General features: G+C 69.0%; 26 protein-coding genes. 17 read left to right on the forward strand and 9 right to left on the reverse strand.

The genetic code is table 11. The features are described from left to right. The first annotated feature begins 2 nt into the window (after positions 1 to 2). The 4 genes from ligA (at position 3) to QM708_RS16345 (ending at position 5249) form a co-directional block, all read left to right on the forward strand. Complete coding sequence (gene ligA, locus QM708_RS16330; protein ID WP_415110995.1) at positions 3 to 2060, forward strand: NAD-dependent DNA ligase LigA; 2058 nt, start codon at positions 3 to 5, stop codon at positions 2058 to 2060. A gap of 73 nt (positions 2061 to 2133) precedes the next feature. Beyond that, positions 2134 to 2574, forward strand: a complete 441-nt coding sequence (locus tag QM708_RS16335) for a hypothetical protein (protein WP_415110998.1) — start codon at positions 2134 to 2136, stop codon at positions 2572 to 2574. Between the two features lie 971 nt (positions 2575 to 3545). After that, the gene (locus tag QM708_RS16340) at positions 3546 to 3953 is read left to right on the forward strand and encodes a hypothetical protein (protein ID WP_415111001.1); all 408 of its coding nucleotides are present in this window, start codon (positions 3546 to 3548) and stop codon (positions 3951 to 3953) included. Between the two features lie 858 nt (positions 3954 to 4811). After that, positions 4812 to 5249 carry a hypothetical protein gene (locus QM708_RS16345; RefSeq protein ID WP_415111004.1) on the forward strand — a complete coding sequence of 146 codons (438 nt, stop codon included), beginning with the start codon at positions 4812 to 4814 and terminating at the stop codon, positions 5247 to 5249. A gap of 242 nt (positions 5250 to 5491) precedes the next feature. On the opposite strand, the gene QM708_RS16350 is transcribed toward QM708_RS16345, so the two are convergent. Together QM708_RS16350 and QM708_RS16355 are read right to left on the reverse strand one after the other, a co-directional pair. Then, the gene (locus tag QM708_RS16350) at positions 5492 to 5722 is read right to left on the reverse strand and encodes an NIL domain-containing protein (RefSeq protein ID WP_415111007.1); all 231 of its coding nucleotides are present in this window, start codon (positions 5720 to 5722) and stop codon (positions 5492 to 5494) included. Between the two features lie 279 nt (positions 5723 to 6001). Beyond that, positions 6002 to 6832, reverse strand: coding sequence for a sugar phosphate isomerase/epimerase family protein (locus tag QM708_RS16355; RefSeq protein ID WP_415111010.1), 831 nt, complete (start codon positions 6830 to 6832; stop codon positions 6002 to 6004). 103 nt (positions 6833 to 6935) lie between these two features. Here QM708_RS16355 and QM708_RS16360 point away from each other — a divergent pair, with 103 nt between their 5' ends. Further along, on the forward strand, positions 6936 to 7193 hold the full coding sequence (locus QM708_RS16360) for a hypothetical protein (protein ID WP_415111013.1): 258 nt from the start codon (positions 6936 to 6938) through the stop codon (positions 7191 to 7193). Between the two features lie 15 nt (positions 7194 to 7208). On the opposite strand, the gene QM708_RS16365 is transcribed toward QM708_RS16360, so the two are convergent. Next, positions 7209 to 7838, reverse strand: coding sequence for an amino acid-binding protein (locus QM708_RS16365; RefSeq protein WP_415111016.1), 630 nt, complete (start codon positions 7836 to 7838; stop codon positions 7209 to 7211). Positions 7839 to 7995: 157 nt separating this feature from the next. Here QM708_RS16365 and gatC point away from each other — a divergent pair, with 157 nt between their 5' ends. From gatC to QM708_RS16390, 5 genes are read left to right on the forward strand one after another with little or no spacing between them, the layout of a single operon-like run. Further along, positions 7996 to 8292 carry an Asp-tRNA(Asn)/Glu-tRNA(Gln) amidotransferase subunit GatC gene (gene gatC, locus QM708_RS16370; RefSeq protein ID WP_415111019.1) on the forward strand — a complete coding sequence of 99 codons (297 nt, stop codon included), beginning with the start codon at positions 7996 to 7998 and terminating at the stop codon, positions 8290 to 8292. Further along, complete coding sequence (gene gatA, locus QM708_RS16375; RefSeq protein ID WP_415111022.1) at positions 8292 to 9812, forward strand: Asp-tRNA(Asn)/Glu-tRNA(Gln) amidotransferase subunit GatA; 1521 nt, start codon at positions 8292 to 8294, stop codon at positions 9810 to 9812. The genes gatC and gatA overlap by 1 nt, the downstream gene beginning before the upstream one ends. A 1-nt stretch (position 9813) precedes the next feature. Further along, entirely contained in the window at positions 9814 to 11310 is a 1497-nt protein-coding gene (gatB, locus tag QM708_RS16380) for an Asp-tRNA(Asn)/Glu-tRNA(Gln) amidotransferase subunit GatB (protein ID WP_415111024.1), read from the forward strand. A gap of 28 nt (positions 11311 to 11338) precedes the next feature. Continuing rightward, a complete protein-coding gene (locus QM708_RS16385) occupies positions 11339 to 11752 on the forward strand; it encodes a VanZ family protein (protein WP_415111027.1) in 414 nt (137 codons plus the stop codon). 25 nt (positions 11753 to 11777) lie between these two features. Next, entirely contained in the window at positions 11778 to 12434 is a 657-nt protein-coding gene (locus QM708_RS16390; RefSeq protein ID WP_415111030.1) for a response regulator, read from the forward strand. A 29-nt stretch (positions 12435 to 12463) separates the two neighbouring features. On the opposite strand, the gene QM708_RS16395 is transcribed toward QM708_RS16390, so the two are convergent. The 5 genes from QM708_RS16395 to QM708_RS16415 form a co-directional block, all read right to left on the reverse strand. Further along, positions 12464 to 14056 (reverse strand): GAF domain-containing sensor histidine kinase, encoded by a 1593-nt coding sequence (locus QM708_RS16395; RefSeq protein ID WP_415111033.1) that lies wholly within the window; start codon positions 14054 to 14056, stop codon positions 12464 to 12466. Positions 14057 to 14083: 27 nt separating this feature from the next. After that, positions 14084 to 14374, reverse strand: coding sequence for a ferredoxin family protein (locus tag QM708_RS16400; RefSeq protein ID WP_415111036.1), 291 nt, complete (start codon positions 14372 to 14374; stop codon positions 14084 to 14086). Positions 14375 to 14391: 17 nt separating this feature from the next. After that, complete coding sequence (locus tag QM708_RS16405; RefSeq protein WP_415111039.1) at positions 14392 to 15699, reverse strand: FAD-dependent oxidoreductase; 1308 nt, start codon at positions 15697 to 15699, stop codon at positions 14392 to 14394. A 9-nt stretch (positions 15700 to 15708) separates the two neighbouring features. Next, positions 15709 to 16533, reverse strand: coding sequence for an electron transfer flavoprotein subunit alpha/FixB family protein (locus QM708_RS16410; protein WP_415111508.1), 825 nt, complete (start codon positions 16531 to 16533; stop codon positions 15709 to 15711). Positions 16534 to 16604: 71 nt separating this feature from the next. Next, positions 16605 to 17357 (reverse strand): electron transfer flavoprotein subunit beta/FixA family protein, encoded by a 753-nt coding sequence (locus QM708_RS16415; protein WP_415111042.1) that lies wholly within the window; start codon positions 17355 to 17357, stop codon positions 16605 to 16607. A 194-nt stretch (positions 17358 to 17551) separates the two neighbouring features. Between QM708_RS16415 and QM708_RS16420 the strand changes: the two genes are divergently transcribed. From QM708_RS16420 to QM708_RS16450, 7 genes are all read left to right on the forward strand, one after another. After that, entirely contained in the window at positions 17552 to 18592 is a 1041-nt protein-coding gene (locus QM708_RS16420) for an FAD-dependent oxidoreductase (protein ID WP_415111045.1), read from the forward strand. A 167-nt stretch (positions 18593 to 18759) separates the two neighbouring features. After that, entirely contained in the window at positions 18760 to 19941 is a 1182-nt protein-coding gene (locus QM708_RS16425; protein WP_415111048.1) for an acyl-CoA dehydrogenase family protein, read from the forward strand. A gap of 103 nt (positions 19942 to 20044) precedes the next feature. Then, the gene (locus tag QM708_RS16430; RefSeq protein ID WP_415111051.1) at positions 20045 to 21265 is read left to right on the forward strand and encodes a CaiB/BaiF CoA transferase family protein; all 1221 of its coding nucleotides are present in this window, start codon (positions 20045 to 20047) and stop codon (positions 21263 to 21265) included. A 61-nt stretch (positions 21266 to 21326) separates the two neighbouring features. After that, a complete protein-coding gene (locus tag QM708_RS16435) occupies positions 21327 to 22538 on the forward strand; it encodes an MFS transporter (RefSeq protein ID WP_415111054.1) in 1212 nt (403 codons plus the stop codon). A gap of 80 nt (positions 22539 to 22618) precedes the next feature. Beyond that, on the forward strand, positions 22619 to 23767 hold the full coding sequence (locus QM708_RS16440; RefSeq protein WP_415111057.1) for an acyl-CoA dehydrogenase family protein: 1149 nt from the start codon (positions 22619 to 22621) through the stop codon (positions 23765 to 23767). A 29-nt stretch (positions 23768 to 23796) separates the two neighbouring features. Further along, a complete protein-coding gene (locus tag QM708_RS16445) occupies positions 23797 to 24408 on the forward strand; it encodes an AMP-binding protein (RefSeq protein ID WP_415111060.1) in 612 nt (203 codons plus the stop codon). Further along, positions 24290 to 25573, forward strand: a complete 1284-nt coding sequence (locus tag QM708_RS16450; RefSeq protein ID WP_415111063.1) for an AMP-binding protein — start codon at positions 24290 to 24292, stop codon at positions 25571 to 25573. The genes QM708_RS16445 and QM708_RS16450 overlap by 119 nt, the downstream gene beginning before the upstream one ends. Here QM708_RS16450 and QM708_RS16455 read toward each other — a convergent pair. After that, positions 25470 to 26198, reverse strand: coding sequence for a TetR/AcrR family transcriptional regulator (locus QM708_RS16455; RefSeq protein WP_415111066.1), 729 nt, complete (start codon positions 26196 to 26198; stop codon positions 25470 to 25472). The genes QM708_RS16450 and QM708_RS16455 overlap by 104 nt on opposite strands. Positions 26199 to 26224: the final 26 nt, after the last annotated feature.

The following is a 26224-nucleotide window of genomic DNA, read 5'->3' on the forward strand; positions in this document are numbered from 1 at the left end:
GCGTGACCGATCCTCGCACCCGGCATGCCGAGTTGGCCCAGCTGATCAACGACGCGCGCTTCCAGTACTACGTGCTGGACGCCCCCGACCTGACCGATGCCGCCTTCGATGCGCTGATGAACGAGTTGCTGGCGCTGGAGGAGACCCATCCCGAGTTGCGGACACCCGAGTCGCCCTCGCAGCAGGTGGGCGGCGCGGTGTCGGCGACCTTCGCGGCGGTCGAGCACCTGGAGCCGATGATGAGCCTCGACAACGCGTTCACCGTCGAAGAGGTGGAGCGCTGGTATGCGCGCCTGGGCGGGGAGACCGAGCTGTTGTGCGAGGTGAAGATCGACGGTCTCGCCCTCGACCTGGTCTACCGCGACCGCCGCCTGCACACCGCGGCCACCCGTGGCGACGGACGCTACGGCGAAGACGTCACCGCCAACGTCCGCACCATCGCCGACGTGCCGCTGATGCTCACCGACGACGCCCCCGATCTGGTGGAGGTGCGCGGCGAGGTGTTCATGCGCCCCGGCGACTTCGCGGCGCTCAACGATTCCCTGGAGGCGGCCGGACGCCCCCGGTTCGCCAACCCGCGCAACTCCTCGGCCGGATCGCTGCGGCAGAAGGACCCGCGGGTCACCGCGTCCCGGAACCTGCGCTTCTACGCCCACGGGCTGGGGGCCTTCTCGGCCGACGAGACTGCCCGGCAATCCGACGGCTACGAGCAGCTGCGCGCATGGGGGCTGCCGGTGAGCCCGCACAATCGCGTGGTGCCGGGTTTGGCCGAGGCACTGGCCTACATCACCGAGCAGGAGGATCGCCGGCATTCGTTCGAGCACGAGATGGACGGCGTCGTGCTCAAGGTGAACGACCGCGCCCGCCAGCGCGAGCTCGGCTTCACCTCGCGGGCGCCGCGCTGGGCGATCGCGTTCAAGTACCCGCCCGAAGAGGTGAACACCAAGCTGCTGCGCATCGCGGTGAACACCGGCCGGACGGGCCGGGTGACGCCCTACGGAATCATGGAGCCGGTGTTCGTGGCCGGCTCGACCGTCGAGATGGCCACCCTGCACAATGCGCACGAGGTGGCCCGCAAGGACGTCCGCCCTGGGGACACGGTGATCCTGCGCAAGGCCGGCGACGTGATTCCCGAAATCCTCGGCCCGGTGCTCGCGCTGCGCCCCGAAGGCCTGCCGGCCTGGGTGATGCCGACGCACTGCCCCAGCTGCCGCACCGAGTTGCGTGAGGAGAAGGAGGGCGACAAAGACCTGCGCTGCCCCAACACCCGCTCCTGCCCCAGCCAGCTGCGCGAACGCCTGTTCCACGTCGCTTCGCGGGCGGCGCTGGATATCGAGAACCTGGGCTGGCAAGGGGCGGACGCCCTGTTGTCGGCCGGCCTGGTGTCGGACGAGGGCGACCTGTTCTCACTGACCGCCGACGACCTGGCCCGCACCGAGTTCTTCACCCGCACCGACCCGAAGACGAAGGAGCGTGTCCTCAACGCCAACGCGGGCAAACTGCTCGCCAACCTGGAGGCCGCCAAGACGCGCCCGTGGGCGAAGTTCCTGGTCGCACTGTCGATCCGGCACATCGGCAAGGGCGTCGCGCCCGATGTCGCCCGGGCGTTCCCGAGCGTCGAGGCGCTGGGGTCGGCCTCGGAGGAGGAACTGTCCGCCGTCGACGGCATCGGCCCGACGCTGGCGGCATCCATCGTGGAATGGTTCAGCGTCGACTGGCACCGCGCCATCGTCGACAAGTGGCTCGCCGCCGGCTGCGTGCTGGCCGACGAGGTCGATGAGGACGCCGCGAGTGAGCCCGCCGTCGAACAAACGCTGGCCGGCCTGACCATCGTGGTCACCGGATCGGTGCCCGGCTACACCCGCGACACCGCACAAGAAGCGATCCTCGCCCGCGGCGGCAAAGCCTCCGGTTCGGTGTCGAAACGGACATCAGTGCTGGTCGCAGGGGAGTCCTCAGGATCGAAGTACACCAAAGCCGAAACCCTGGGCGTCCCCATCCTGGACGCCGACCGCTTCGAAGACCTGCTGACCCGAGGCCTGGACGCCGTGGAGGGGTAACGGTCGGGAGTTGAGTCGTGGCCACGCCGGTGATGGCGACCGTGTGTTCGCGGAGCGAAGGAGGGTAACGACGATGAATCTGGAATTCGTGAGGCGTATTGAGGCCGCGACGACCAACCTGATCGCGCTGGAACGCCCCGAAGTCGAGGTCCGGCGTTTGGCGCAGAAGCAGGCATGGGTGCTGGAGGACGCGAAGAGTGTGCGTCATCTCCTGTGGTACGACGTGAAGGTGCATTACCTTTGTGCGATGTTGGAGCAAGCGACGCCTGGGAAGGCGATCCGTATCGGCAAGCCTGGCGCGGTGACGGTGAAAATTCCACATCAGGTGATCCGCGAGTCATTGTTATGTTCGACCGAGACGCGTCGGTTGAGGATAGCCTCAAGCGCGATATGGCGGCGAGGTTACGCGGGGCGTGAGCAAATCTACGTGATGGACGACAAGCAATGCCGGATTGTGTTGCGAGATGTGGTGCCCTTCGTCGTGGGGTACTTTCTATGGCGCGGCGGGGGATAGGTGAATGGCGTGGACATTGGTGCTCTCGTGGCCCGACGATAGCGGGATCGAGGAGAGCCGAGGCGAGCGGATCCAGCGCTTTGTGGATCTGGTTGAGTCAGACCCAGTTCTCATGCAGCATGGCTTGGCAGCGTGGCCGCCCGTCCGTGAAGATGATGGGACGTATCGTGTTGTGTTAACGAACGCCGCGCTTGATGTTGCGCTTGAGCTTGTGATCGAGTTGGCTGAACGCGCGGGATTCTCTGTCGTGGACGCACAATCGGGGAGTCGCTATTAGAGAGTTCGTGGCTAGAGGGGTGTTAGGATGCCGTACGCGGTCATTTGGTTGCTGTCTCTCGTTGTCGCTGTTGTTCTCGCGTATAGAGATGAGACTCTACCAGTGAGCCGAGGTGAGCGGGTGTTGGGAATAGTGGTTCTCGCCTTGGCTCCGGTGATAGGTCCAATGCTCCACTATTTTGGCGACTATCCGATATCCGAGTTCTTCAAAATGGGCATTACTTTGCCGACTCTGGTTTTGTTCACAGGTGGGCGCCCTGGGCTTGTCCTGTGTCTGACCCGGGAGTATCGCGGTAAATTGTCTGAAGCTGAGCGTCGGGTGGCTGTGGCGGGGGCTGTTGTCTATGCGTCTGCTGCGATTGTGGTGATCTTGCTTATCGTTTGAGATGGCCGCGCTGTGCCGCGTATGGTCGTTTGTGACCTCCGGGCGGAGTCAACGAAGAGGTGATGGTCTTGCTGGACGAATGTCAGGGTAATGTTTCGGATGAAGATGTTGATTCTGCGGGAGGGCTAGAGGGTGACGCGCGTGAAAGGCTCATTAAAAGGGATATCAGCGGATGGTATAATCTGGCATTGGCGCATCACATGCAGGGGCGTGTTCGTGCGAGCGAAAGGCTGCGAGGCGGGCGGCGCTCAAGCGCCCGACCCGTTTGGGTGTCGCGCTGGAGGCAGTGCTGCGCGCCGAGGATGGTGGTGTGCCGTCTGAGGAGGAGTTGATGGCGGCGGCTTCGGAGTGGGATGAAGCAATCGTTGCGGTGGCGACTCTCCGACAGCGGAACGGCGACGATGATGGAGCCGTCGAGGTGTTGTGGGCCGCGTTCGATGCGGGCAATGAAATGGTGGGGACTCCGTTGGGTCTTCTCCTGGAGAATCTTGGCCGCGAGCAGGAAGCCCGGGAGATCTATCGTCGCTCGTGGGAGGGCGGGGACGCCTTTAGTGCTTTCAACCTGGGCCTGTTGCACGAGGAGTCGGGCGAGATGAATGAAGCTGTGTTGTGGGTGCGCCGTGCCGCCTCTGGCGGTGATCGGCATGCGCGCCGCTGGCTGTCGAGGCGACGTAGGGCTGCGAAGAGGGCAAAGAGGGAAGGCGAGAGCGGTCGCTGACGAGTCGGATGGGACTATCGGGTTCTCCGAGGACGAGGATGATGCCGCGCTCGGCTCGGCACTCTGTAAGCTTGTGTTAAAGATATTGGCGTAGCTGCAGAGTGGCGGCTGCAGTGCTGACCGTATGATTCTCGGAGGTCTCGTGGCCGTTGAGCGCAGCGATCGAGGTCGGCTGTGGAGATGGATAGATGGGTACGTGGGTCACATTGATGGCCCAATACGAGGTTCATTCATTGGTGTTTCCGCCTTGCTGGGCCTGGCTATTGCACTCCTTCAGTCTTGGGCTCAGGTGCAGTTCCTTCTTGGTATGGGGTTACGCGGGCGGGTTGTGGCAGATGGTATTGACTGTCACATGATCGTCGGAAGATATGGTGGAGAGCGCTGTTTGGCGAGCGGTACGTTTACCTCACAGCAGGGGGATGTGAGCCTCTCTGTTGAGTTCCCCGTCAGGGTCGAAGTAGGAGAAGTCGTACCTGCTGAGATTGCTTTCAATCTGTTCGGGGATCCTGTGGTGTCATTTGGGGGGATTGGCGATCATGTAGCCCTAGTAGTAATTTTCCTCCTGTGTGGAACAATCGGTATTGCTTGGCTGTGTAGCCTTGGTCGCGACCGAGGTCTCGGTCGCTGAGAAGAGATGAGGGGCGCCGTGCCTCGGAGTTCGTCGACCATGGTCTGGTTTCAATGTTCCTCGTCTGGCTGGTTGGCTAACGAGCAGTAGGGAGAGTGCCCAGATGGCTGAGAAGGAGGTTCGGCGGGTGCCGTTCGTGTCTGTGGGTGAACGGCGGCAGTCAGGTGCAGGTCTATGATGTCCGGGAATCAGGACCTTACTCACTGGCATGAACTGGTCGAGGATGTACCTTGCCCATCGATGATATGAAAGTCCGTGTGCTGTCGACGCCGTGGGCTGTGCCGCAGGCATTAGTGCTGTTGCTTTTCTTGTCCATCGGAGGGTCGTATGTTCTGGAAGGTGATGTCGACAGCCGGGATTTTGGTATTCTGTTTCTCGCGGTGATGACGCCTTTCGTCGTGATAATGCTGGGTCGGCTGGTTGTCCTCGTCAGTGATGCCCGGCTCATGATTCCATTCCATCGGTCTGTCAAGTGGAAGGACGTGGAGTCAGCGGAGATCGTCGAAGTCCCGTCCTTCATTGGTCGCCAATTTGTAGTGCTGGTGGACGTCGAGGGCAGGAGCAAGCCCATTTTGATGATGGCAACCGTGGCGGTGCGTCCGGACGGGAAGCGGATACGGAGTGCGTTGACGCTGATCCGTTCGAAGATAGATGGCGCGCGCAGCTAAAGGTTGATGGTGGCCGGTTTAAGCTGGGGTGCTTGGCCCTCAGCTCAATGTAGAGACGTGGTGACTAGACGCACCACGATTTTGCATTGAAGACGCGGACAGGCCTGGCGCCTGGGTGGTCTTTGCTCATGCGCACAAGTTGCACCGTTACCGACGAGATTCCGTGCGCAACGGTGCAACTCGTGCGCGGGAGCAACGTGAAGGCGAGGGCCGGCGCGACTGTGTGCGCGAAGAGCGGCTGGTCAGGCGGCGGTCGCCAAACGATGGACGCCGCGGCTGGCGATCCAGCGGCTGGCCTCGTGAAGACGGGGGGCGTCGCCGGAGAGTTCGACGGTGAGGACGCTCACCGGGAAGATCTCCATGGTGGTCTCGCGCTGGGCGAGCAGGCGGAACGAGACGCCGAGCTCAGAGCTGAGCTGGCCGAGGGTGGCGCGTCCGGCGTCCGCGCCGACGAAAACGAGATCGAGGGTCATGACAATGCTCCTGGGCTGAAGGAAACGGGTGAGGGTTGAAGGCCCTGCTCCCGCTCAGCCGAAAAGCCGGGTCAGGAGAGGGCGCCGCGCATGCGGCGACAGCCCAGACAACAGCCGGAGGGCATGACGAAGGACAGCGTGGTGGTGCGCGCTGCCGAGTTCATGAGTCGAAGAGTAGGCGACCCGGCCTGCGGACGGCAAACCCGCCGTCCGCAGGGCGAGAATGGGCCTCGGCGCAGGCGCTGGCCGCGCACCCCGTGTAGCCCGGAAGCCACCGGCTCAGCGTCCCGCGTGCGCGGTGGAGGTGGCCTGCTGCAGCAGCAGGTTCAGCGAGTCGGCGCCGCGCTGGGCGAGCGGGCGCGGATCCTGCTCGCGATAGCGCGGGTTGAAGATCTCCAGCGAGACCAGACCGTCGAATCCGGAGGCGAGTACCGACTCGGTGATCTTGACCAGGTCGAACTCGCCCTCGCCGGGGAAGCAGCGATGATTGCGGCTCCACTGCAGCACGTCCAGCTCCAGCAGCGGGGCGTCCGCCACCTGCACCATGCCGAACCCCTCGACAGGAATCGGGGCCAGGTCGGCGAGGCCGTCGCCCAGCGCGAGCAGGTGGAAGGTGTCCAGCACCAGGCTGCCGCGGGACAGTCCGGCGCGCTGCAGCACGTCCCAGGCGTCGGCGGTGCGCTTGATGTGGGTGCCCCACGACAGCGCCTCGAACATCATCCCGACGCCGTGTTCGGCGGCGATCGCAGCCAGCGTCGCCAGCTGGGCGGCGGAATGGTCCCGGTCGGCGATGGCGTCCGGATCGGTGTTGGAGACGACGACGGTGGCGTCGGTGCCCAGTTCGGCGATGATCGCCAGGTCTTTGCGGAACCGGGCGACGACCTCGGTGAACTCATCATCGGTGACACCCTCGGCGCGACGGAAGGGCTGGTAGGCCTCGATCCGCAACCCGGCATCGCGGCAGCGGAGCGCGACCTCGCGGGCGGACAAACCCGAGTTCAGGAAGTCGTCGGTGAACAACTCGACGCTTCCGAACCCGGCGCTCGCGATCGCATCGATCTTCTCCACCAGGCTGCCGCCCAGGGACACAGTCGCTATGCACTGTCTCATCGCCCATCCTTGCTGTTGCGGGGTGGGGGAGGCATGCCGCGCCCACCCACACCCCAAAATTAGGTATGGCAAACCTTAGCTGGACCAGCTAGCAGTGGGCAGGGTGTCCACATCCGCGATGGACGCCGGCGCGGCACTGGGTACGCTGGCCGGCGTGGAGGGCCTCAACACGAACCTGAACCTGAACGGCGACGCCTCGCCCCGGGTGCGCCCGCGCGTCGGCGAATGGGCGCCGGCGGACGTGCCGTCCACGCGCAGCAAGCGGCATCAGCGGGTGTGGACGATCGTCGCCACCACCGCCATCGTGATCGTCGTGGTGGCCTTCGGAACCTTCGCCTACTTCACGCTGCGCGGCTTCTGAAGGGGATCGCCCCGATCAGACGTGCTCGTGGTCCCCGGCCAGCAGCGCGAGGTGCTTCAGCCGGGCCAGCTCCGAGGTGCGGAACGGCGGCCCCGGGCGTCCGATGATGATGGTGTGGTCGTCGCGGAACGGTGCGGCGGCAACCGCGTGCTCACCCCAGCCGTCGTGCCAGCCGGCGTCCAGATCGGCCACGTGGGCGCCGCCCAGATCGCCGAAGCGGCCCAGGTCGAGATTCTCTTCGGGCGCCAGTTTGCTGCGGTGCACCACCTGCCCGCTGTCGCGGTCGATGATGAGTGCCCAGCTGCAGTGGAAGGTGGCCGGTGCGAGGTCGGCGAGCACCTTCTCGGCGTGCTCGGGAACGGTGACCATCTGTTCCAGCACGTCGATGTCGCCGGACAGGCCCCAGTCGTCGGGGTACACCGACACCCACATCACCTCGACATCGGGTAGCGCCGCGCAGGCGCTGACCAGCGTGTCGGGCCGCGCCTCGGCGGGCAGGGTGAGCATGAAGTCGTCGATCACGAAGCCGTGACCCTTTTCGACGATCTCGACGGCGTTGATGTCGGCCTCGGCGTGACCGAGTGCCGACGCGACGGCGCCGAGCGACCCGGGCCGGTCGGGAATGATCACGCGCAGAAGGAACATGCCCCCCTTGATACCTGATGACTCCGACATTCCCCAACGGCCCGCGCCACCCAGCGGACACCTTGTAGCAGGATTGGAACGCGCGAGCGGGGTCGGACGGCGGCCGCCGGGAGCCCTAGGATGGGTAGGTCCCCCGACCCGTCATCAGGAGTTCACCGTGGCTTTGACCACCGCCGATGTCGCGCGGCTCGCCGACCTGGCGCGCATCGAGTTGTCCCCCGACGAGCTGGAGCGGCTCGCTCCGCAGCTCGACGTCATCCTCGAGGCCGTCGCCTCGGTCGCCGAGGTGGCGGACGCCGACGTGGCGCCCATGTCGCACGCGCTGCCGCTGACCAACGTGTTCCGCGACGACACCGTGCGCCCCAGCCTGAGCCCCGAGCAGGCGCTCGCGATGGCGCCCGCGGTCGAGGACGCCCGGTTCCGGGTTCCCCGCATCCTCGGCGAGGAGGGCTGATGACCGCCGCCATCCTGACCGCGACCGCCGCCGACCTCGGCGCGCGGATCGCTGCTCGCGACCTCACCTCGGTCGAGGTCACCCAGGCCTTCCTCGATCAGATCGCCCGCGTCGACGCCGACGTGCACGCCTTCCTGCATGTGGACGCCGCGGGTGCGCTCGCCCAGGCCCGCGCCGTGGACGAGCGCCTGGACGCCGGCGAGAAGCTCGGCCCGCTCGCGGGCGTCCCGCTCGCACTGAAGGATCTGTTCTGCCAGGAGGGCGTCCCGACGACGGCCGCCTCGCGCATTCTGCAGGGGTGGCGTCCGCCCTACTCGGCGACCGTCACCCAGCGGCTGCTGGACGCCGGCATCGTCATTCTCGGCAAGACGAACCTGGACGAGTTCGCGATGGGCTCCTCCACCGAGAACTCCGCCTACGGCCCCACCCGCAACCCGTGGGACCTGGACCGGATCCCCGGCGGTTCCGGCGGCGGCTCGGCGGCGGCGCTGGCGTCCTTCGAGGCCCCGCTGGCGATCGGCACCGACACCGGCGGCTCGATCCGCCAGCCCGGCGCGGTCACCGGCACGGTCGGGGTGAAGCCGACCTACGGCGGCACCTCCCGCTACGGCGTGATCGCGATGGCGTCCTCGCTCGACCAGCCCGGCCCGTGCGCCCGCACCGTGCTGGACGCCGCCCTGCTGCACGAGGTGATCGCGGGCCATGACCCGATGGACTCCACCTCGATCGACGCGCCGGTGCCCCCGGTGGTGGACGCCGCCCGCTGTGGTGACGTCACCGGGCTGCGCATCGGCGTGGTCACCGAACTCGGCGGCGAGGGGTATGCCCCCGGCGTCACCCAGCGCTTCACCGAGGCCGTCGAACTCCTCCGCGCCCGAGGCGCGGAGATCGTCGAGGTGTCCTGCCCGCACTTCGGCTACGCGCTGGGCGCCTACTACCTGATCATGCCCTCGGAGGTCAGCTCCAACCTGGCCCGCTACGACGCGATGCGCTACGGCCTGCGCGCCGGCGACGACGGCACCCGCAGCACCGAAGAGGTGATGAAGCTCAGCCGCGACGCCGGCTTCGGCGACGAGGTGAAGCGGCGCATCATCATCGGCACCTATGCGCTCAGCTCGGGCTACTATGACGCCTACTACGGCTCGGCGCAGAAGGTGCGCACCCTGATCGCCCAAGACTTCGAGGCCGCCTTTGCCCAGGTCGATGTGCTGGTGTCGCCGTCCACGCCGACCACGGCGTTCGCACTCGGCGAGCGGCTGGCCGACCCGCTGGCCATGTACGCCTCCGACCTGTGCACCATCCCATCCAATATGGCCGGCAACGCGTCCGGGTCTTTCCCGTGCGGCCTGGCTCCCGAGGACGGCCTGCCTGTCGGCTTCCAGGTGATGGCGCCCCCGCTGGCCGACGACCGGGTCTACCGGGTCGGCGCGGCGCTGGAGCGTGCGCTCACCGAGCGCGACGGCGGCGTCCTCACCGATCAACTCGCCCCCCGCTGGGCGTCCGGCGCGAAGGAGGCCTGAGATGACCGACCTCACCGAACTGATGGACTACGACGAGGTGATGGAGCGCTTCGACCCGGCCGTGGGCCTGGAGGTGCACGTCGAGCTGAACACCGCCACCAAGATGTTCTGCGGCTGCGACAACTCCCCGGGTGGCGAGCCGAACACCAAGACCTGCCCGGTGTGCCTGGGCCTGCCCGGTTCGCTGCCGGTGGTCAACGGCAAGGCGGTCGAGTCGGCGATCCGGATCGGGCTGGCGCTGAACTGTTCGATCGCGCCGTGGAGCCGGTTCGCGCGGAAGAACTACTTCTACCCCGACATGACCAAGGACTTCCAGACCTCGCAGTACGACGAGCCGATCTGCTTCGACGGCTATGTCGACCTCGACGTGGACGGGCGGACCTACCGCATCGACATCGAGCGGGTGCACATGGAGGAGGACGCCGGCAAGCTCACCCACGCGGGCGCGACCGGCCGCATCCACGACGCCGACTACTCGCTGGTCGACTACAACCGGGCGGGCACGCCGCTGATGGAGATCGTCACCAAACCGATCCTCGGCCTGGGCGCGGAGGCGCCCGTGGTCGCCCGTGCCTACATGGCGCACCTGCGCGAGCTGATGCTGGCCCTCGGCGTCTCGGACGCTCGGATGGAGGCCGGCAATATGCGCTGCGACGCGAACGTGTCGCTGGCGCCGAAGGGCTCCACCACGCTCGGCACCCGCTCGGAGACCAAGAACGTGAACTCGCTGAAGTCGGTCGAGGGCGCGTTGCGCTACGAGATCTGCCGCCAGGGCGCGATCCTGGCCGGCGGCGGCCGGGTCGTCCAGGAGACCCGGCACTGGCACGAGGAGGGCTGGACCTCCCCGGGCCGCTCCAAGGAGCAGGCCGAGGACTACCGCTACTTCCCCGAGCCCGATCTGGTGCCGGTCGCGCCGAGCGAGGCCTGGATCGAGGAGTTGCGGGCCACCCTGCCCGAGCCGCCCGCCCAGCGCCGCGCCCGGCTGCAGGCCGCGTGGGCCTTCACGGATCTGGAGATGCGCGACGTCGCCGGCACGCCCGGCTCGCTCGACCTGATCGAGGCGACGGTGGCGGCGGGGGCGTCCGCGGCGTCCGCCCGCAAGTGGTGGCTGGGCGAGCTGGCGCGGCGCGCCAACGAGGCCGGCACCGAACTCTCCGAACTGGGCGTGAGTGCCGCGCAGGTCGCCGAGGTGCAGCGCCTGGTCGACGCGGGCACCCTCAACGACAAGCTGGCCCGAGAGGTGTTCGACGGGCTGCTGGCCGGTGAGGGCACGCCCGATCAGGTCGTGGCCGCCCGTGGCCTGGCCGTGGTGTCGGACGACGATGCGCTCGGCGCCGCCGTGGACGCCGCGATCGCCGCCCAGCCCGATGTGGCGCAGAAGATCCGCGACGGCAAGGTGCAGGCCGCCGGCGCGCTGATCGGGGCGATCATGAAGCAGATGAAGGGCAAGGCGGACGCCGCGCGCGTCCGTGAACTGATCCTGAGCAGGCTGTCGTGACCGCGGGATCCAGGCGGGAGAGCCCACGGTGATCGGCGAGCCGGACGATCCGCGCCGCCGCGCCGCGGCCGCCTGGATCGTCGTCGCGCTGGCGCTCGCGCTGCAACTGTGGGGCCTCTACACGACGAGCCCGCCCGATGCGGGTGGCCTGTGGTTCCCGGGGATGGACAAGATCGTCCATGTGGTGTTGTTCGCGGCGCCGACCTGGGCGCTGCTGCGAGTCGTGCCCAAGCCGTGGATGGCGCTGGTCCCCATGCTCGTGCACATCCCCGTCAGCGAGATGATCCAGTTCTTCTGGATCGAGGGGCGCAGCGGCGACCTGCTCGACGGACTGGCCGATCTGCTCGGCGTCGCGGTCGGGTGGTGGACGGCCGTCCGCGTCGACGGCACGGGTGATGCCGCAGGCCCCGGGCCGGGGCGTCCCCGAAAGCGTGACGGTTAATGTACCAATCGGTTAAAATCGCCAGGTGGGTGGCAACGAAGCCGGAAGCGGTACACAGACGCGGGTGATGATCGTCGACGATCACGAGATCGTCCGGCGAGGCCTGGCCGAACTCATCACGCGGGCCGAGGGGCTGAGCGTGGTCGCCGAGGCGTCCTCGATGCGTGAGGCACTGCGCCGGGCACCGGCGGTGCGGCCCGATATCGTGCTGGTCGACCTGCAGCTGCCCGACGGCACCGGCATCGACATCGTTCGCCGGCTCCGGCACCTGCTGCCGGCCACCCGCTGCCTGGTGGTGACCTCCTTCGACGACGATCGCGCGTTCGCCGAGGCCTACGAGGCGGGCGCGAAGGCGCACCTGCTGAAGACCGCTCGCGGTACCGACATCGTGGACGCCGTGCGTGCGGTGGCCCGCGGCCGCGACCTGCTCGACGAGCGGACGCTCGCCCGGCGGCGAGCGCGGCGCGACGACCCGACGGCGCGGCTGACACCGTCCGAACACCGGGTGATCGAGTTGATCGGGAAGGGACTGTCGAACCGCGAGATCGGCGATGAGCTCGGTATCGCCGAGAAGACCGTCAAGAACCACATCACCTCGCTGCTGGCGAAGATGGGTCTGCAACGGCGTACCCAGGTCGCCGCGTGGGTCGCCGGCCAGGCGGCCGCGCCCTGGAAGCGTTGAGCGAGCCCCCGGCGCGCGGCGCCTCTCACTCAGTTCAGCGGCACCGCCCAGACCAGCAGTGTGCCGCCCTCGGGCCGGGCCTGCAGGCCTGACCAGCCGCTGTGCCGGCGCGCACGGGCGGCCAGATTCTCGGTGCCCGAGCGGCGTCCCGACGCGGCGGAGAAGCCCACCCCGTCGTCGGCGACCTCGATCCGCAGCCCGTCGTGGCCGCCGCGCCGGTCGAGGCTGAGGCAGACGCGGGCGTGCTCGGCACGCGCGTGCCGCGCGACGTTGCTCAGTGCCTCCCGCACCACGGCGACCACGTCTGCGGCGAGATCGGCGTCGATGCGGGCACGCAGCGCCTGGGCCGCTGAGGGGACGTCGTCGTCGCCTTCCTCGTGGCCGTCGATCAGCAGCGTCAGCTTCGGAGCGAAGCCGAGCACGGCCCCGGCCCCCTCAAGTTCGAGGCGCAGCCGGTCGAGCAGATCGACCTCGGCGTCCGGAATCTCCAGGTCGGCGACGATGCCGCGGATCTGACCCACGGACTCATCGACGGCCTCGAGGGCGCGCTCCAGCAGGCCGGCGAGATCGGGACGATCCTGCCCGGTGAACGAGAGGCGGGCGGCCTCCATCTGCAGGCCGGTCGCGAACAGCTGCTGGATCGCGAGGTCGTGCAGGTCGCGGCTGATCCTGCGCCGCTCCTCGGCCAGGTGCGCGACGTCCTGGGAATGCCGGGCGGCGGCGAGCTCCAACGCGAGCGCGGTCTGCTGCGCGAGGCCCTCGGCCATGCTGAGATCGAACGGCTCGAAGGGGGACTCGCCGACGCGGCGCAGCACCAAGATGACGCCGAGGGTCTCTCCGCGGGCCACCATGGGCGCGTACAAGGCCGGCCCGAACCGGCGTAGCGGCGGCACGCGCATCGGCTGCGCCTGCGCCAGCGAGTCGACCCGTACTCCGGACCCTTGACGGAGGACGGTCATCGCCCGGCCCTCGTCGGGGAAGGCGAGGCCGACGAGATCGTCGGCGCCGGCGGCCAGCTCGCAGCGCCATTCGCCGCCCACCGAGGGCAGGATGAGCAGGCAGGCGTCCGACTCGGCGACCTCGCACACCCGTTCGGCCACCAGGCGCAAGGCGTCCTCCTCGTCGGTTCCCTCCAGCAGGGTGGTGGTGATCTGCTGCGAGACGCGGGTCCAGCGCTCGCTCGCGCGCGACTGCTCATAGCGGATGCAGTTGGCGATCGCGACACCGGCGATCCGGGCCAGCTCCTCGATCGCCTCCGCGTCGTGGGCGGTGAAGCCCGCCTGCTTTCCGGCCAGCGTCATCGTGGCGGTGCCGGTGTCGCCGAAGGCGATCCGGACGCCGAGGAAGGCTGGCGCAGGCGCGGCGAGCAGCAGCGCGCCTGCCTCCGGAACCCGCGCCAGCAGCCGCGGGTCGGTGGCGGCACCGTACCCGCCGCCCGGCGGGCGGCCCTCGCCGCGATGGCGCACCACCTGGCCGGGCACACCGTGGTGCTCGGGGACGGTCAGCGCCGCACAGGGAGCATCGGTGAGGGTCGCCGCGGTGCCGACCAGCGTCTGCAGCACGGTCGGTAGGTCGAGCAGGCCGGTGAGCTCCAGCGCTGCGGTGAGAACAGGATCGGTCATCGCCGGCCTTCCGGTTCGTGGCGGGGGCTATCCCTCGCGGAATTCGATGCCGAATCCGCCGCGGGGGTAGTGCCAGGTGAGGGAGCCCGGCGCCGCCACGGCGAGGCAGGTGCCGCATTCGAGGCAGGCCGCGTACTCGACCGCGATGGTGCCGTCGGGCTCCTCGCTGTAGACGTGCGCCGGGCAGACCGCCACCAGCAGTTTGCCGGTGCCGGTCGCGCGGGCGACGTCCTGGTGGACGGTAATGTGGCCGCATTCCTCGTCGGTGACATAGGCGTTGCGGGCCAGCCGCTCGGTGACGCTGGGGAACGATTGCATGAGGGGTCTCCTGAGGGTTACAGGGCGCGGACGGCCTGCCAGGCATCGCGCGCGATGCGGGTGATGCCGATTCCGGACGCCTTCACCCGGTCCCACGCCGTGGCGGCCAGGTGCCGGCGCGGCGTGGTGTCGAGATCGAAGACGCCGTGCAGGATGTCGGCCAGCAGCAGTCCGTAGTCGCGGTACATCCGCGGGTTCTCCAGGAATCCCGGTGCCTTCGCGTACAGCGCCAGATCCCGGCCGACGAAGCCGGCGTCCAACTCGGTGCGGTAACGGTCCATCGCCGCGCCCGACACGTCGTCGGACTCCAGCGCCGCATCGATGGTGGCCGCCGCGGCCAGCGCGCTGCCCGCCGCCAGATCCATCCCGCGGATGGTGAGGCCGGTGTTGAGCGTGAACCCCGCGGCGTCGCCGATGATCAGCAAGCCCGGCCGGGTGAGGTCCTGCTTCGCCATGGCGGGGCCGTCCTCGATGGTCAGGTGGCAGCCGTACTCGAGCAACTCGCCGCCGGCGAGCAGGCCCGCGATCGCCGGATGCCGCAAGAAGTGGTCGTGCACCTCCGAGGAGGTCAGCCCCTTGGCGGTCAGGTCGTCCAGGCGCAGCACCACGCCGATCGAGACCGAATCCTCGTTCGTGTAGAGGAACCCGCCGCCGGCGCAGCCCTGGGTGGCGTCGCCGACCAGCGCGTAGGCGACCCCTTCATCACCGCTGACCCGGAAGCGATCCTCCAGCACGGTGCGGGGCAGCCGGATCACCGACTTGACCCCGACCGCAAGGTGCTGGTGCGGCTGCTTGGGCCGGATGCCCGCCTGCTGGGCGAGGAACGAGTTCACCCCGTCGGCGAGGACGGTCACCCGGGCGCGCAACTCGTCCTCGCCGGCCCGGACGCCGACGACCTGGCCGGCTTCGACGATGAGTTCATCGACCTTGACGCCGGGCATCACCATGACGCCGGCTTCCTCGCACTGCTCCGACAACCAGGCGTCCAGCTTGGCGCGCAGTACCGTGACCGCGTTCACGGGGGCGGCGAGCCGTTGGTCCCAGTAGTCGATGTTGACCGCCGAGGTGGCGTTCAAGAATGACACGACGTTGCGGGTGATCCGGCGCTCCACCGGTGCACGATCGACGAAACCGGGGAACACCTGCTCCATCACCCGGCAGTAGAAGACACCGCCGGAGAGATTCTTGGTGCCGGGTTGTGAGCCGCGCTCGATGAGTACGACCTGGTGGCCGGCCTGCGCGGCCTGGTAGGCGCATACGGTGCCGGCGACGCCGCCGCCGACCACGATGACGTCGAAGACGTCGTCATCCTGCGAGGAAGCCATCATCCGCTCCTAGGCGAGGGCATCGGTCAGGGCGGGCAGCACCTCGTAGAGGTCGCCGACCACCCCGTAGTCGGCGTGGCTGAAGATCGGTGCCGACGAATCGGCGTTGATCGCCACGATCGTGCGCGCGTCACGCGCGCCGACCATGTGCTGCAGCTGGCCCGAAATGCCGACCGCCAGGTAGAGGTCGGGCTTGACGACCTGTCCCGAGACGCCGACGTAGCTCTCCTTCGGCATCCACCCCACTCCTTCGGCCAGCGGTCGCGAGCAGCACAGCTCGGCGTCCAGGGCGGAGGCCAGTGTGCGGGCGAGGTCGAGGTCGCCGGAGGCTTTGAAGCCGCGCCCCACCGACACGATCCGCTTGGCGGCGGCCAGATCGGTGCTGTCGGACTGGGTGGTGGACTCCTCGGTGACGGTCGCGGGCAGCGTCTCGGCCTCGATGGCGGAGGCCGAGACCGGGTCGCCGGACGCCTCGGCGCCGCCCGCGGCGACGATCACGACCGGCGCGGGGCTGGCCAGCGTCTCCTCGGTGATCCCGCCGAAGCGCTCCACGGTGAGCGAGCCGGGCGCGACGGCGCTCACGCCGGTGACCACGGGCGCGTTCAGCCGCGCCGCGACGGCGCCGGCCAGCACGCGTTCGGCGGCGCGGTTGGGGGCCAGGACGAGGTCGCCCGGCTCGGCGGTCACGGCGGCGGCGACCGCGGGGGCGGCGGCCTCGGCGGGCGTGCCCGGCGGCAGGGTGAGGGTGCGGACGGCGTCCACACCGGCGTAGGCGTCCTCGCCGACGGCGACGACGGTGACGGTGCCGCCCCAGGCGCGACCGAGGTCGATCAGTGCGGCGATCTGCGGGGTGGTGGTGATGATCCAGGCGTTGGCCATGACTACTCCTTGGGGGTCTTGGGTGCTCAGAGGACGCCGTCGGTGCGCAGCGCCTGGGCGAGCGCGGCGGCGTCGGACACGATCAGGTTCTTGCGGGAGCGCGCCTGCGGACGCCGGCGTGCGGCGACCTGTAGCGGCACGCCGGTGAGGGCGAGGTCGGCCACGGGTACGGTCTCGGCGGGCTTCTTGCCGGCGGCGAGGATGTCCTTCATTCCGGGCACCTTGACGGCGGCGGCATCGGTGGTCACCGCGACGACGGCGGGACCGGTGACGGCGACGGTGCGGCGTCCGCCGGCGACCTCTTGGGTGATGCTCCAGCCGCCGTCGGTCTTGCTGACGCCGGTGACGTCCTGGAAGCAGGGCCAGCCGAGGTGGCCGGCGACCAGCGCGGGCACCATTTTCGCGTTCTCGTCGATGGAGGAGTCGCCGGTGACGAGCAGGTCGACGTCCCCGGTGCGGGTGATCAGCCTGGCGAGGGCTCCGGCGACCTGGGTCAGGTTCCACGCGGCGACGGCGTCATCGGCGACGAGAACGGCCTTGTCGAGGCCGCGCGAGAGCGCCGCTTTCTTGGCCATGGATCCTGCGGTGGCGCTCGTGCCGACCGAGACGCCGATCAGCGGCGTGCCCGCGGCGTCCGCGACGGCGCGGCCGACCTGGATCGCGACGGGGTCGTACTCGCTCACGGCGGCCTTCGCGCGGGACCAGTCGACGGTCCCGTCGGCGCCCACCTGGGCGTCTTGGGGGTTGGCGGCCCACTTGTATGCCACGGCAACAGTCATGGGATCTCTCTTTCCTCGAGGTGCCGGGACCGCTTCGTCCCGCGACGGCCGACAGCTCCGTCGTCCACACCACTAATTAACTGGTTAGTACAATCATCGCATGCCGGACGGGGGTGTCCATGGCCCTTGGTCCTAGATTCCGTGGCTTTCTCGCAGCGATGATCGAGGTCTGCCCTGAAACCCGAGGAGGAGCGTTGCCGACCCCGCTGACGTACGCCGTCGCCGCCCGGCCCGCGCCCTGCGATCAGGCCTGCGCCGCCGGCGAGCCGGTGCGGGACTGGCTTGGGCTGCTGGCCGGCGGGGGAGTGCGGGAAGCCTGGGGTGCGCTGGTGGAGGCCAACCCGCTGCCGGCGGTGCTCGGGCGGATCTGCTACGCCGACTGTGAGCGGGACTGCAACCGTGGCGGATGGGACGGCGCGCTGGCGATCCGGGAGTGCGAGCGGGTGCTCGGCGACCACGCGATCGAGCAGGGCTGGGCCCTGCCCGCGCCGCGGTCACCGGAGGGTGGGCCGCGCCGGGTGGCGGTGGTGGGTTCGGGGCCATGTGGACTGTCGGCCGCCTACCAGCTGGCGCGCGCCGGACACGAGGTCGTGCTGCACGAGGCGCACCACGCCCTCGGCGGGATGTTGCGCCGCGGCATCAGCGAGCGCCGCCTGCCGAAGGCGATCCTGGACGCCGAGATCGGCCGGATTCTCACCCTCGGCGTCCGGGCCGTGCCGGGCAGCGGAGTGCGCCGGATCGAGGACGCGCTGCGCGGCTGCGACGCCGTGGTGTGGGCGGCTGGGGCCTCGATGTGCATGGCGATCGTGCCCGGGCGGACGCTGTGGCGCCAGCCCGTGCACACCGACCGCCGGGTGCGCCGCACGGCCACCGTCTCGCTCGGGCGCGGGCGCCGCGCGGCACGGGCGCTGATCGCCGACTTCGCCGGCCGCGACTTCGCCGAGGCGCCCGCGGCGTCCGTCGTCGGCGCCGACGAACTGGCCCGCTGGTACTACCCGGCGCAGCCGCCCATCCTGGCCAAGGCCGCAGGCTCGGGTCTGCAGGCGGCCGTGGCCGAGGCGGGCCGCTGCCTGACCTGCGGCGATTGCAGCGGGTGCGGCAACTGCCAGGCGGTCTGCCCGTTCGGGGCGGTGCTGGCGCGCGACGGCGTCCGCTTCGCGATCGATCCGGACGCCTGCTGTGGCTGTCACCTGTGCGCGCCCGAATGCCCCACGGGTGCGATCGTGCGCCGCTGAGCGGTCCGGGAGGCGGTCCTCGACGGTGGGGACCATAGTCCCCTGACGGAGGCTTTCCCGCGGTCTATGGTTTGTTCTACCCGGTTAATTATTTTAGCTTCCACGCTAGTCAGGTCGCGAAACGTCCGCCCTGGCGCGGATGCGCGATGCCATCAAAGGAGATGTCCATGATCACGTCCAAGCCGACGACCGACGAAGAGTTCCAGCAGTATCTGCTTCAGATCCGCGAGCTCGCCCAAGGCCCCCTCGACGAGATGCAGATCGAGATCGAGGTGACCAACAAGTTCCCCGACGAGTTCTACGAGCTGGCCAAGCAGCACCACCTGTACCGCTTCTACATGCCCGAGCAGTACGGCGGCTGGGGCCTGTCCACCGTGCAGATCATGAAGGTGCAGGAGGAGTTCTCCCGCGGTCCCGGCGGCATGCGGATGCACCTGCACCACGCCGCCGGCCTCAACTGGCGGATCATGGACGACTTCGCCCAGCCCGAACTCAAGGAATGGGCCATGCCCCGCTTCCAGGACAAGACGCTGTACGTGAACTTCGCCCTCACCGAGAAGGAGGCCGGCTCCGGCGCCGACATCAAGACCTCCGCGGTGCGCGACGGCGACGAGTGGGTGATCAACGGCGAGAAGACGCTGATCTCGCACACCGACTGTTCCGACGGCACCTATCTGATCACCGTCACCGATCCCGAGGCCGACAAGGACACCCGGCTGACCGCGTTCTTCGTCCCCGTCGATACACCCGGATACGAGATCGTCGACATGCCGCACATGATGGGCTGCCGCGGCGCCGGCCATGCCGGCCTGCGGTTCACCGACTGCCGGGTGCCCGACAAGTACCGCCTCGGCGAGGTCGGCCAGGGCCTGCACGTGGCGATGTACTCCCTCGGTCTGTCCCGGGTGCACATCGCCGACTCCAACCTGGGCATGGCCCAGCGCATGCTGGAGATCTCGATCGCGCGCGCCAAGGACCGGATCACCTTCGGCAAGCCGCTGGTCAAGCGCCAGGCCATCCAGTCGATGCTTGCCGAGTCCGGCAAATGGGTGTACATGCTGCGCTCGATGATTCACGACACCGCGGCCCGCTACGACCAGGGCGAGGACCCGATGACGCAGGCGTCGCTGTGCAAGCTCGCCTCGATCGACGGGGTGAAGATCGTCTCCGACAACATGCTGGAGATCCTCGGCGGCATCGGCTACTTCGAGGAGTGCGACTACGGCCCGGCGGAGCGGCTCTACCGCGACTGCCGCGCCATGTGGCTTGAAGAAGGCCCCCCGACCGTGCAGCGCATCACGGCGGCCCGCGGCCTGATCGAGACCGGCGGGGATCTCTGGAACTCCTGACGCCGACCGCGCCCGGGCGGGCCCGCCGAAACACCGGCGACCGCCACGCCCGCCCGGGTGCACCACCCCCACTCCACCACCGTTCGCTCGCAAGTGAGGAAGCATGAACCCCCTACAAGGAATCAAGGTCGTCGACATGACGGCCTTCCTGGCCGCCCCCACCGTCGCACGCCTGCTCGGGGAGTGGGGCGCCGACGTGATCAAGGTCGAGGCGCCCAAGGGCGACCCCGGCCGCACCCAGGGCGCCGTCTTCGGCACGCCCTACACCGACGAGGAGAACCTCGGCTTCGACATGTCGAACATGAACAAGCGGTTCATGACGCTCGACCTGCGCCACGAGTCGGGCCGTGAGGTGATGGACCGGCTACTCGCCGAGGCCGACGTGTTCCTCACCTCCACCCGGGTGAAGTCGCTGGTCAAGCTCGGCTACGACTTCGACACCCTGCACGCCAAGTTCCCGCGCCTGGTGATGGCGCAGGTGCTCGGCTTCGGCGCGCGCGGCCCGCTCAAGGACGCCGCGGGCTTCGACATGACCGCCTGCATGTCGCGCGGCGGCGTCCTCGGCACCACGGTCAACCGCGGCAGCCGCCCGATGCTGCCACCCAACGGGTACGGCGACTTCCAGGTGTCCTTCGTGCTGGCCTCCGGTATTCTCGCCGCCCTACTTGGCCGTCAGGCCACCGGTCAGGGCGACTACGTCACCACCTCGCTGTTCCACTCCGGCGTGTTCATGCTGAACACCGCGATGATCTCGGCGCAGTACGGCAGCGCCTACCCGAAGGATCGCCGCGAGGTGATCAACCCGTTCAACAACACCTACACCGCCGGGGACGGCCAGATCCTCACCCTGTGCGCGCCCGAATACGACCGCGACTTCGACAAGGTGATGGGCCTGCTCGGCCGCGGCGACCTCGCCGGCGACGCGCGCTACAACATCTGCGACGTGCTCAACGAGACCGGCCGCAACGGCGAGGTCGTCGACGTCCTCGACGAGGCCTTCGCGACCCGCGAGCGCGAGTACTGGTTGCAGACCTTCCGCGCCAACGATGTGCCGATCGAGGCCTGCCAGACCCCGTCCGACATCTACGCCGACGAGCAGGGCTGGGCCAACGACGTGCTGCGCAGGGTCACCTGCGGCACCGGCGCGGAGCGGATGATCCCGACCAACCCGGTCCGGTTCCAGTCTCAAGGCGACCCCGAACTGGCGCTCACCCGCGCCCAGGGCGCCGACACCGAGCAGATCCTCGCCGAACTCGGCTACCCGCCCGAGGAGATCGCGGCCGTGATCGCCTCCGGCGGAGCCTGCGGCGTCCAACGACGCTGACCCTCCCGGGTCCCGCCGCACCGGCGCGACGGGACCCGCCTGATGAACGAGAGAAGAAATCATGTCCACCGCCACCACCGTCTCCAGCCCTCCCACCACCCGCAAGTACTGGGCGACCGCCGCCCTGCTCTATCTGTCCTACTTCGTGCTGGGCTTCTCGCTGTTCGCCCAGGCCCAGTTCAAGCCGGCGCTGGCCGGCCAGTGGTCCACCGACGTCGCCGGTGTGGCCGCCGCCATCGCCTGGATGATGGTCGGACGCCTGATCGCCTACCCGATCGCCGGGCCCATCGCCGACCGGGTGTCGCGCCGGCTCGGCGCCATCATCGGCGCCTCGCTGCTGGCGGCGTCGTTCGTCGGCATCGTGTTCGTGTCCAACCCGATGCTCGGCACCGTCATGTGCGTCGTGGCCGGCCTCGGCAACGGCTTCCTCGACCCGGCGGTTTACCCCGCCCTGTCGGAGGTCTTCCCCAAGCACTCCCACATCGCGAACCTGTTCTTGAAGTTCTCGATCCTGGTCGCGCAGTTCCTACTGCCGCTGATCATCAGCGCCACCGGCGGCGCCGACCTCGAGGGCGGATTCCGCACGGTCTACCTCGGCTTCGCCGCGATCATCGCGGCCGTCATCGTCGGCCTGCTGTTCGCGCCGTTCCCGCCCAACGAGTCCAAGCAGGACGCCGCGAGCGCGGCCCCGCGCGCCGCGATCACCGTCAGCGCCCCGATGATCATGCTGATCGTGCTCGGCGCCACCACCATCACCACGTTCACGCTGTGGGGCAACACCAACCAGGAACTCGGCAAGGCCTACGGCATGGAGAACCCGGCCCTGACCCAGAGCTGGTACTCGGCGGGCGCCATGGTGGCGATCCTGATCTCCACCGCGCTGCTCACCCGGATCCGGGCCACCCAGATCATCATCTTCTACCCGCTGGTCTCGGCGATCACCCTGATCGCGGTGTATTTCGTGCACACCCCGTGGATCGTGCCCGCCGCCGGCTTCATCATCGGCTGGACCGCGGCCGGAGGCGTCCTGCAGCTGGTCACCTCGACCGCCAACTCGCTGTTCCCCCATGCTCGCGGGCTGATGACCTCGTTGGTGATGATCGCCTCCGCCATCGGCGGATTCGCGTTCCAGTCGCTGGCTGCTCCCTGGGTGGTCGCCGCGCCCGGAAACGTCCTGCTGCTGAACGCCGGCGTGACGCTGGTCGGCGTGGCCCTGGCGGTCTTCGTCGACCGCGCCGAGAAGAGCCGCCTCGAGGTGGCCCGCGCCGCCTGAGCGCCGTCCGCGTTCCCGACTTCACGGCGCCGAGTGCCACTCACCGAGCGCCACCCATCCAGAAAGAGGTATTCCCCATCATGACCCAGATGCTCACCGACGAGCAGGTCCTGCTGATCGACTCCGTGAAGGAGTTCGTCTGGGCCGACGTCGCCCCGCACGTCGCCCAGCGCGACCGCGACAGCCACTGCGAGAAGGCGGACTTCGCCGGCGCCTTCGAGCTCGGCCTGCACATGCTGGAACTCCCCGAAGAGTTCGGCGGATCGAACCTGGACTACGAGACCGGCTCGATGGTGTTCGAAGAACTCGGCAAGGTCGACGCCGGCTACGCGATCACGCTGGTGTCCACCTTCGTCGCCTTCCGCAACGTCCACCAGTCCGGCACCCGCGAACAGGCCCGCCTGTTCGCCGACACCATCGCCGCCGGCGGCCTGGGCTGCTTCGCGATCTCCGAGCCGGGTGCAGGCTCGGACGCCGCCGCCATCCGCACCACCGCGGTGCGCGACGGCGACGACTACGTGCTCAACGGGCAGAAGTGCTGGATCACCAACGGCGGCATCGCCGACATCTACCTGATCTCGGCCTCCACCGACCCGGCCGCCGGCGCCCGCGGCATCTCCACCTTCCTGGTCGAGGCCGGCCGCGAAGGCCTGGTCGCGGGCCAGCACGAGGACAAGATGGGCCTGCGCACCTCCAACACCTGCGACCTGATCCTCAACAACGTCCGGGTGCCGGCCGGCAACCTGGTCGGCAAACCGGGCGAGGGCTTCAAGGTCGCGATGGCCGGACTCGACGTGTCGCGTCCGTTCATGGCCACCATCGCGGTCGGCATGATGCAGCGGGCGCTCGACGAGGCCACCGTGTACGCGCTGCAGCGCGAGCAGTTCGGACGCCCCATCTTCGAGTTCCAGATGGTCCAAGACATGCTGGCCCGGATGTCGGCCAAGACGGTCGCCTGCCGCGCGCTGGTGCAGCACACCATGCGGATGATCGACGCCGGCGCCGACGTGCAGAAGGAGGGCGCGATCACCAAGCAGATCGTCACCGACCTGATGCAGGAGGTGGTCTCGGACGCCGTGCAGGTGATGGGGGGCAACGGGTACACCAAGGAGTACCCGGTCGAGAAGCTCATGCGCGACGCGAAGGTGTTCCAGATCATGGAGGGCACCAACCAGATCCAGTCCATCGTGATCGCGCGCCAGCTCAAGAAGGAATACGCCTGGCTGTGAGCACGGCAGCGCCGGGACAGGAGCAGGTCATGCGTCATCACCCCGAACCGACGCCGCGGGGGCTGAGCGGCCGGCCGTCCACGCCGGCCGCTCAGCGCGACCTCTACCGCGCCCAAGGCTGGTGGGGGGACGCGGGCCTGCTCGCCTGGTGGCGACTCGCGGCGGCGGCCTCGCCGGACGCGCTCGCGGTGGTGGACCGGTCCGGGCACCGGTACACCTACGCCGAAGCCGACCACGCGTCGTCGCGGCTCGCGGGCTGGATGCGCGCCCGCGGCGTCCGGCCCGGCGACGGCGTCGGGGTGCAACTGCCGAACTGGTCGGAGTTCTGGATCGTCTTCGTGGCCGCGCTCAAGGCCGGCGCGGTCGTGGTGCCGCTCGCGCCCAATCTGCGCCGCTGCGAACTGGAACAGGCGATCGTGGCCTGCCTGGCTGCCGCTGCTGGTGATGCCGGACCACTACCGCTCCACCGATCATTGCGCGCTCGCGGCCGAGCTCGACCCGCCGGGGTGCGCCCGCCCGCGGGTGCTGATCGTCGGCGAGCCGCAGGACACCTATGGAGGCGGCAGGCGTCCGTGGCTGCTCGCCGAGGCGCTCCGCTGCGCCCCGCTGCCCCCGCACGAGTGGGCGGACGCCGCCGGTGACGATCTGGCCGCGGTGCTGTTCACCTCGGGCAGCGAGGCGGAGCCCAAGGGCGTGATGCTCACCCACAACAACCTGATCTCCTCCGAGCTCGCGTTCGCCCAGGCCCTCGAGCTCGGGCACACCGATGTGGTGCTGATGCCGGCCCCGCTCGGTCACGCGACGGGCTTCCTGCGCGGGGTAGTGCTGCCGCTGATCACCCGGGGGACCGCCGTGCTGTGCGACGTCCACGAAGGTGCCGAGATGGCCGCCCTTGCCGCGCGGTACGGCGCCACCTGGTCGATGGCGGTGCCCTCGGTGATGGACGCCCTGCTCAGCGCCTCCGCCGAGATGCCGGACGCCCTGGCCCGGCTGCGCTTCCTCGGCTGCGGCGGCTCACCGGTCCCGCGCCCGCTGATGGCGCGGGCGCACGCCCTCGGCATCCGGCTGACCAGCGTGTATGGCGCCACCGAGTCGGCGCCGCACACCCTGACCACCGCGCACGACTCCGCCGAGCGCGTGCTCAGCACCGACGGACGCGCCTGCCCGGGTGTGGAGATCCGCGTCGTCGACCCCCGCACCCGCGCGCCGCTGCCGCCGGGGGTGGAGGGGGAGGAGGCCTCGCGCGGGCCCGCCGTCTTCGCCGGCTACCTCGGCCGGCCCGAACTCACCGCGTCGGTGCTGGACGCCGACGGCTGGTACTACAGCGGCGACCTCGCCGTGATGGACGCCGACGGGTACGTGCGGATCACCGGGCGCCGCAAGGACGTGATCAACCGCGGCGGCGAGAAGATCAGTCCCGCCGAAGTCGAGCAGATCCTGCTCGCCCACCCGGCGATCGCGCGGATCGCGGTCGTCGCCATGCCGGACGCCCAGCTGGGGGAGCGGGCCTGTGCGTTCCTCGTGGTGGCGCCCGGCCAGCAGCCGGTGTCGCTGCACGATCTGTGCTGCTACTTCGTGGCGCGGGGCGTGGCCAAGTTCAAGATCCCCGAGCGGCTGGAATACGTCGACGCGCTGCCGATGACCAGCTCGGGCAAGGTGTCCCGCGGCCGGCTGCGCCGCCGTGCCGCCGCGCTCGCGGCCCTCAGCCCGCGGCCCGAGCCGGCCCCGCCGGTGCCGAATCCTCCGCGGGCAGGCCGAGCTGAGCCGGATCGGCCAGCACCAGCCGCAGCACTGTCTCCTCGATGAGCGCCCGCACGTGGGCGCGGTCCTTGGGGCCGAGCAGGTCGCGCCCGAACGCGACCTTGAAGGTGGCCCGGTGCTCGATCCGGTTCAAGGTGAGCGCCGACAGCACCTGATGCACGTCGAGAGCGCTCGGTGCGCCCGGATCGCTGCGCATCACGCCGGCCTCCCGGCCGCGCTGCAGGATGCGCTCGACGGTGTCGGGCGCCGTCTGGTTGAGCTCCTGGAATCCGTCCAGCCGAGAAGCCACCTTGCCCTGCTGCACCAGGTTCTCCAGCGCGACGATCCTGGCCATCTGCGGGTTGCGCTCATAATGGGTCAGCGTCGCCGAGACCAGGGTGCGCAAGGCCTCGACCGGCTCCAGGTGATCCAGACCGAGGTTGCCCTCCAGCGAACGGATCCGGGCGTAGTTCTCGCGCAGCACCGCCTCGTAGAGGCCCTCCTTGGAGCCGAAGTAGTAGTAGATCATCCGCTTGGAGGTGTTGGTCCGCCGCGCGATGTCGTCGGTGCGGGCGCCGCGGGGGCCCTGCAGCGCGAACTCGGCTGCCGCGGCGTCCAGGATCTCGCGCTTGGTGAGTTCCGGATCGCGACGGGAATTCTTGACGCGCCCGTCGACGGCGCTGGCCTTCATCAACGGCTCCTCGGCTGGGGGTAGGT

The organism is Propioniciclava sp. (assembly GCF_047602245.1).
In the GTDB taxonomy this organism is placed as follows: domain Bacteria; phylum Actinomycetota; class Actinomycetes; order Propionibacteriales; family Propionibacteriaceae; genus Propioniciclava.

What these genes read in the sequence shown, in the direction of transcription:
- QM708_RS16335 (WP_415110998.1), top strand. Translation starts at nt 2,134, where the DNA reads ATGAATCTGGAATTCGTGAGGCGTATTGAGGCCGCGACGACCAACCTG.
- QM708_RS16350 (WP_415111007.1), bottom strand. Translation starts at nt 5,722, where the DNA reads ATGACCCTCGATCTCGTTTTCGTCGGCGCGGACGCCGGACGCGCCACC.
- QM708_RS16355 (WP_415111010.1), bottom strand. Translation starts at nt 6,832, where the DNA reads ATGAGACAGTGCATAGCGACTGTGTCCCTGGGCGGCAGCCTGGTGGAG.
- QM708_RS16365 (WP_415111016.1), bottom strand. Translation starts at nt 7,838, where the DNA reads ATGTTCCTTCTGCGCGTGATCATTCCCGACCGGCCCGGGTCGCTCGGC.
- gatA (WP_415111022.1), top strand. Translation starts at nt 8,292, where the DNA reads ATGACCGCCGCCATCCTGACCGCGACCGCCGCCGACCTCGGCGCGCGG.
- gatB (WP_415111024.1), top strand. Translation starts at nt 9,814, where the DNA reads ATGACCGACCTCACCGAACTGATGGACTACGACGAGGTGATGGAGCGC.
- QM708_RS16395 (WP_415111033.1), bottom strand. Translation starts at nt 14,056, where the DNA reads ATGACCGATCCTGTTCTCACCGCAGCGCTGGAGCTCACCGGCCTGCTC.
- QM708_RS16400 (WP_415111036.1), bottom strand. Translation starts at nt 14,374, where the DNA reads ATGCAATCGTTCCCCAGCGTCACCGAGCGGCTGGCCCGCAACGCCTAT.
- QM708_RS16405 (WP_415111039.1), bottom strand. Translation starts at nt 15,699, where the DNA reads ATGGCTTCCTCGCAGGATGACGACGTCTTCGACGTCATCGTGGTCGGC.
- QM708_RS16415 (WP_415111042.1), bottom strand. Translation starts at nt 17,357, where the DNA reads ATGACTGTTGCCGTGGCATACAAGTGGGCCGCCAACCCCCAAGACGCC.
- QM708_RS16425 (WP_415111048.1), top strand. Translation starts at nt 18,760, where the DNA reads ATGATCACGTCCAAGCCGACGACCGACGAAGAGTTCCAGCAGTATCTG.
- QM708_RS16430 (WP_415111051.1), top strand. Translation starts at nt 20,045, where the DNA reads ATGAACCCCCTACAAGGAATCAAGGTCGTCGACATGACGGCCTTCCTG.
- QM708_RS16435 (WP_415111054.1), top strand. Translation starts at nt 21,327, where the DNA reads ATGTCCACCGCCACCACCGTCTCCAGCCCTCCCACCACCCGCAAGTAC.
- QM708_RS16440 (WP_415111057.1), top strand. Translation starts at nt 22,619, where the DNA reads ATGACCCAGATGCTCACCGACGAGCAGGTCCTGCTGATCGACTCCGTG.
- QM708_RS16445 (WP_415111060.1), top strand. Translation starts at nt 23,797, where the DNA reads ATGCGTCATCACCCCGAACCGACGCCGCGGGGGCTGAGCGGCCGGCCG.
- QM708_RS16455 (WP_415111066.1), bottom strand. Translation starts at nt 26,198, where the DNA reads ATGAAGGCCAGCGCCGTCGACGGGCGCGTCAAGAATTCCCGTCGCGAT.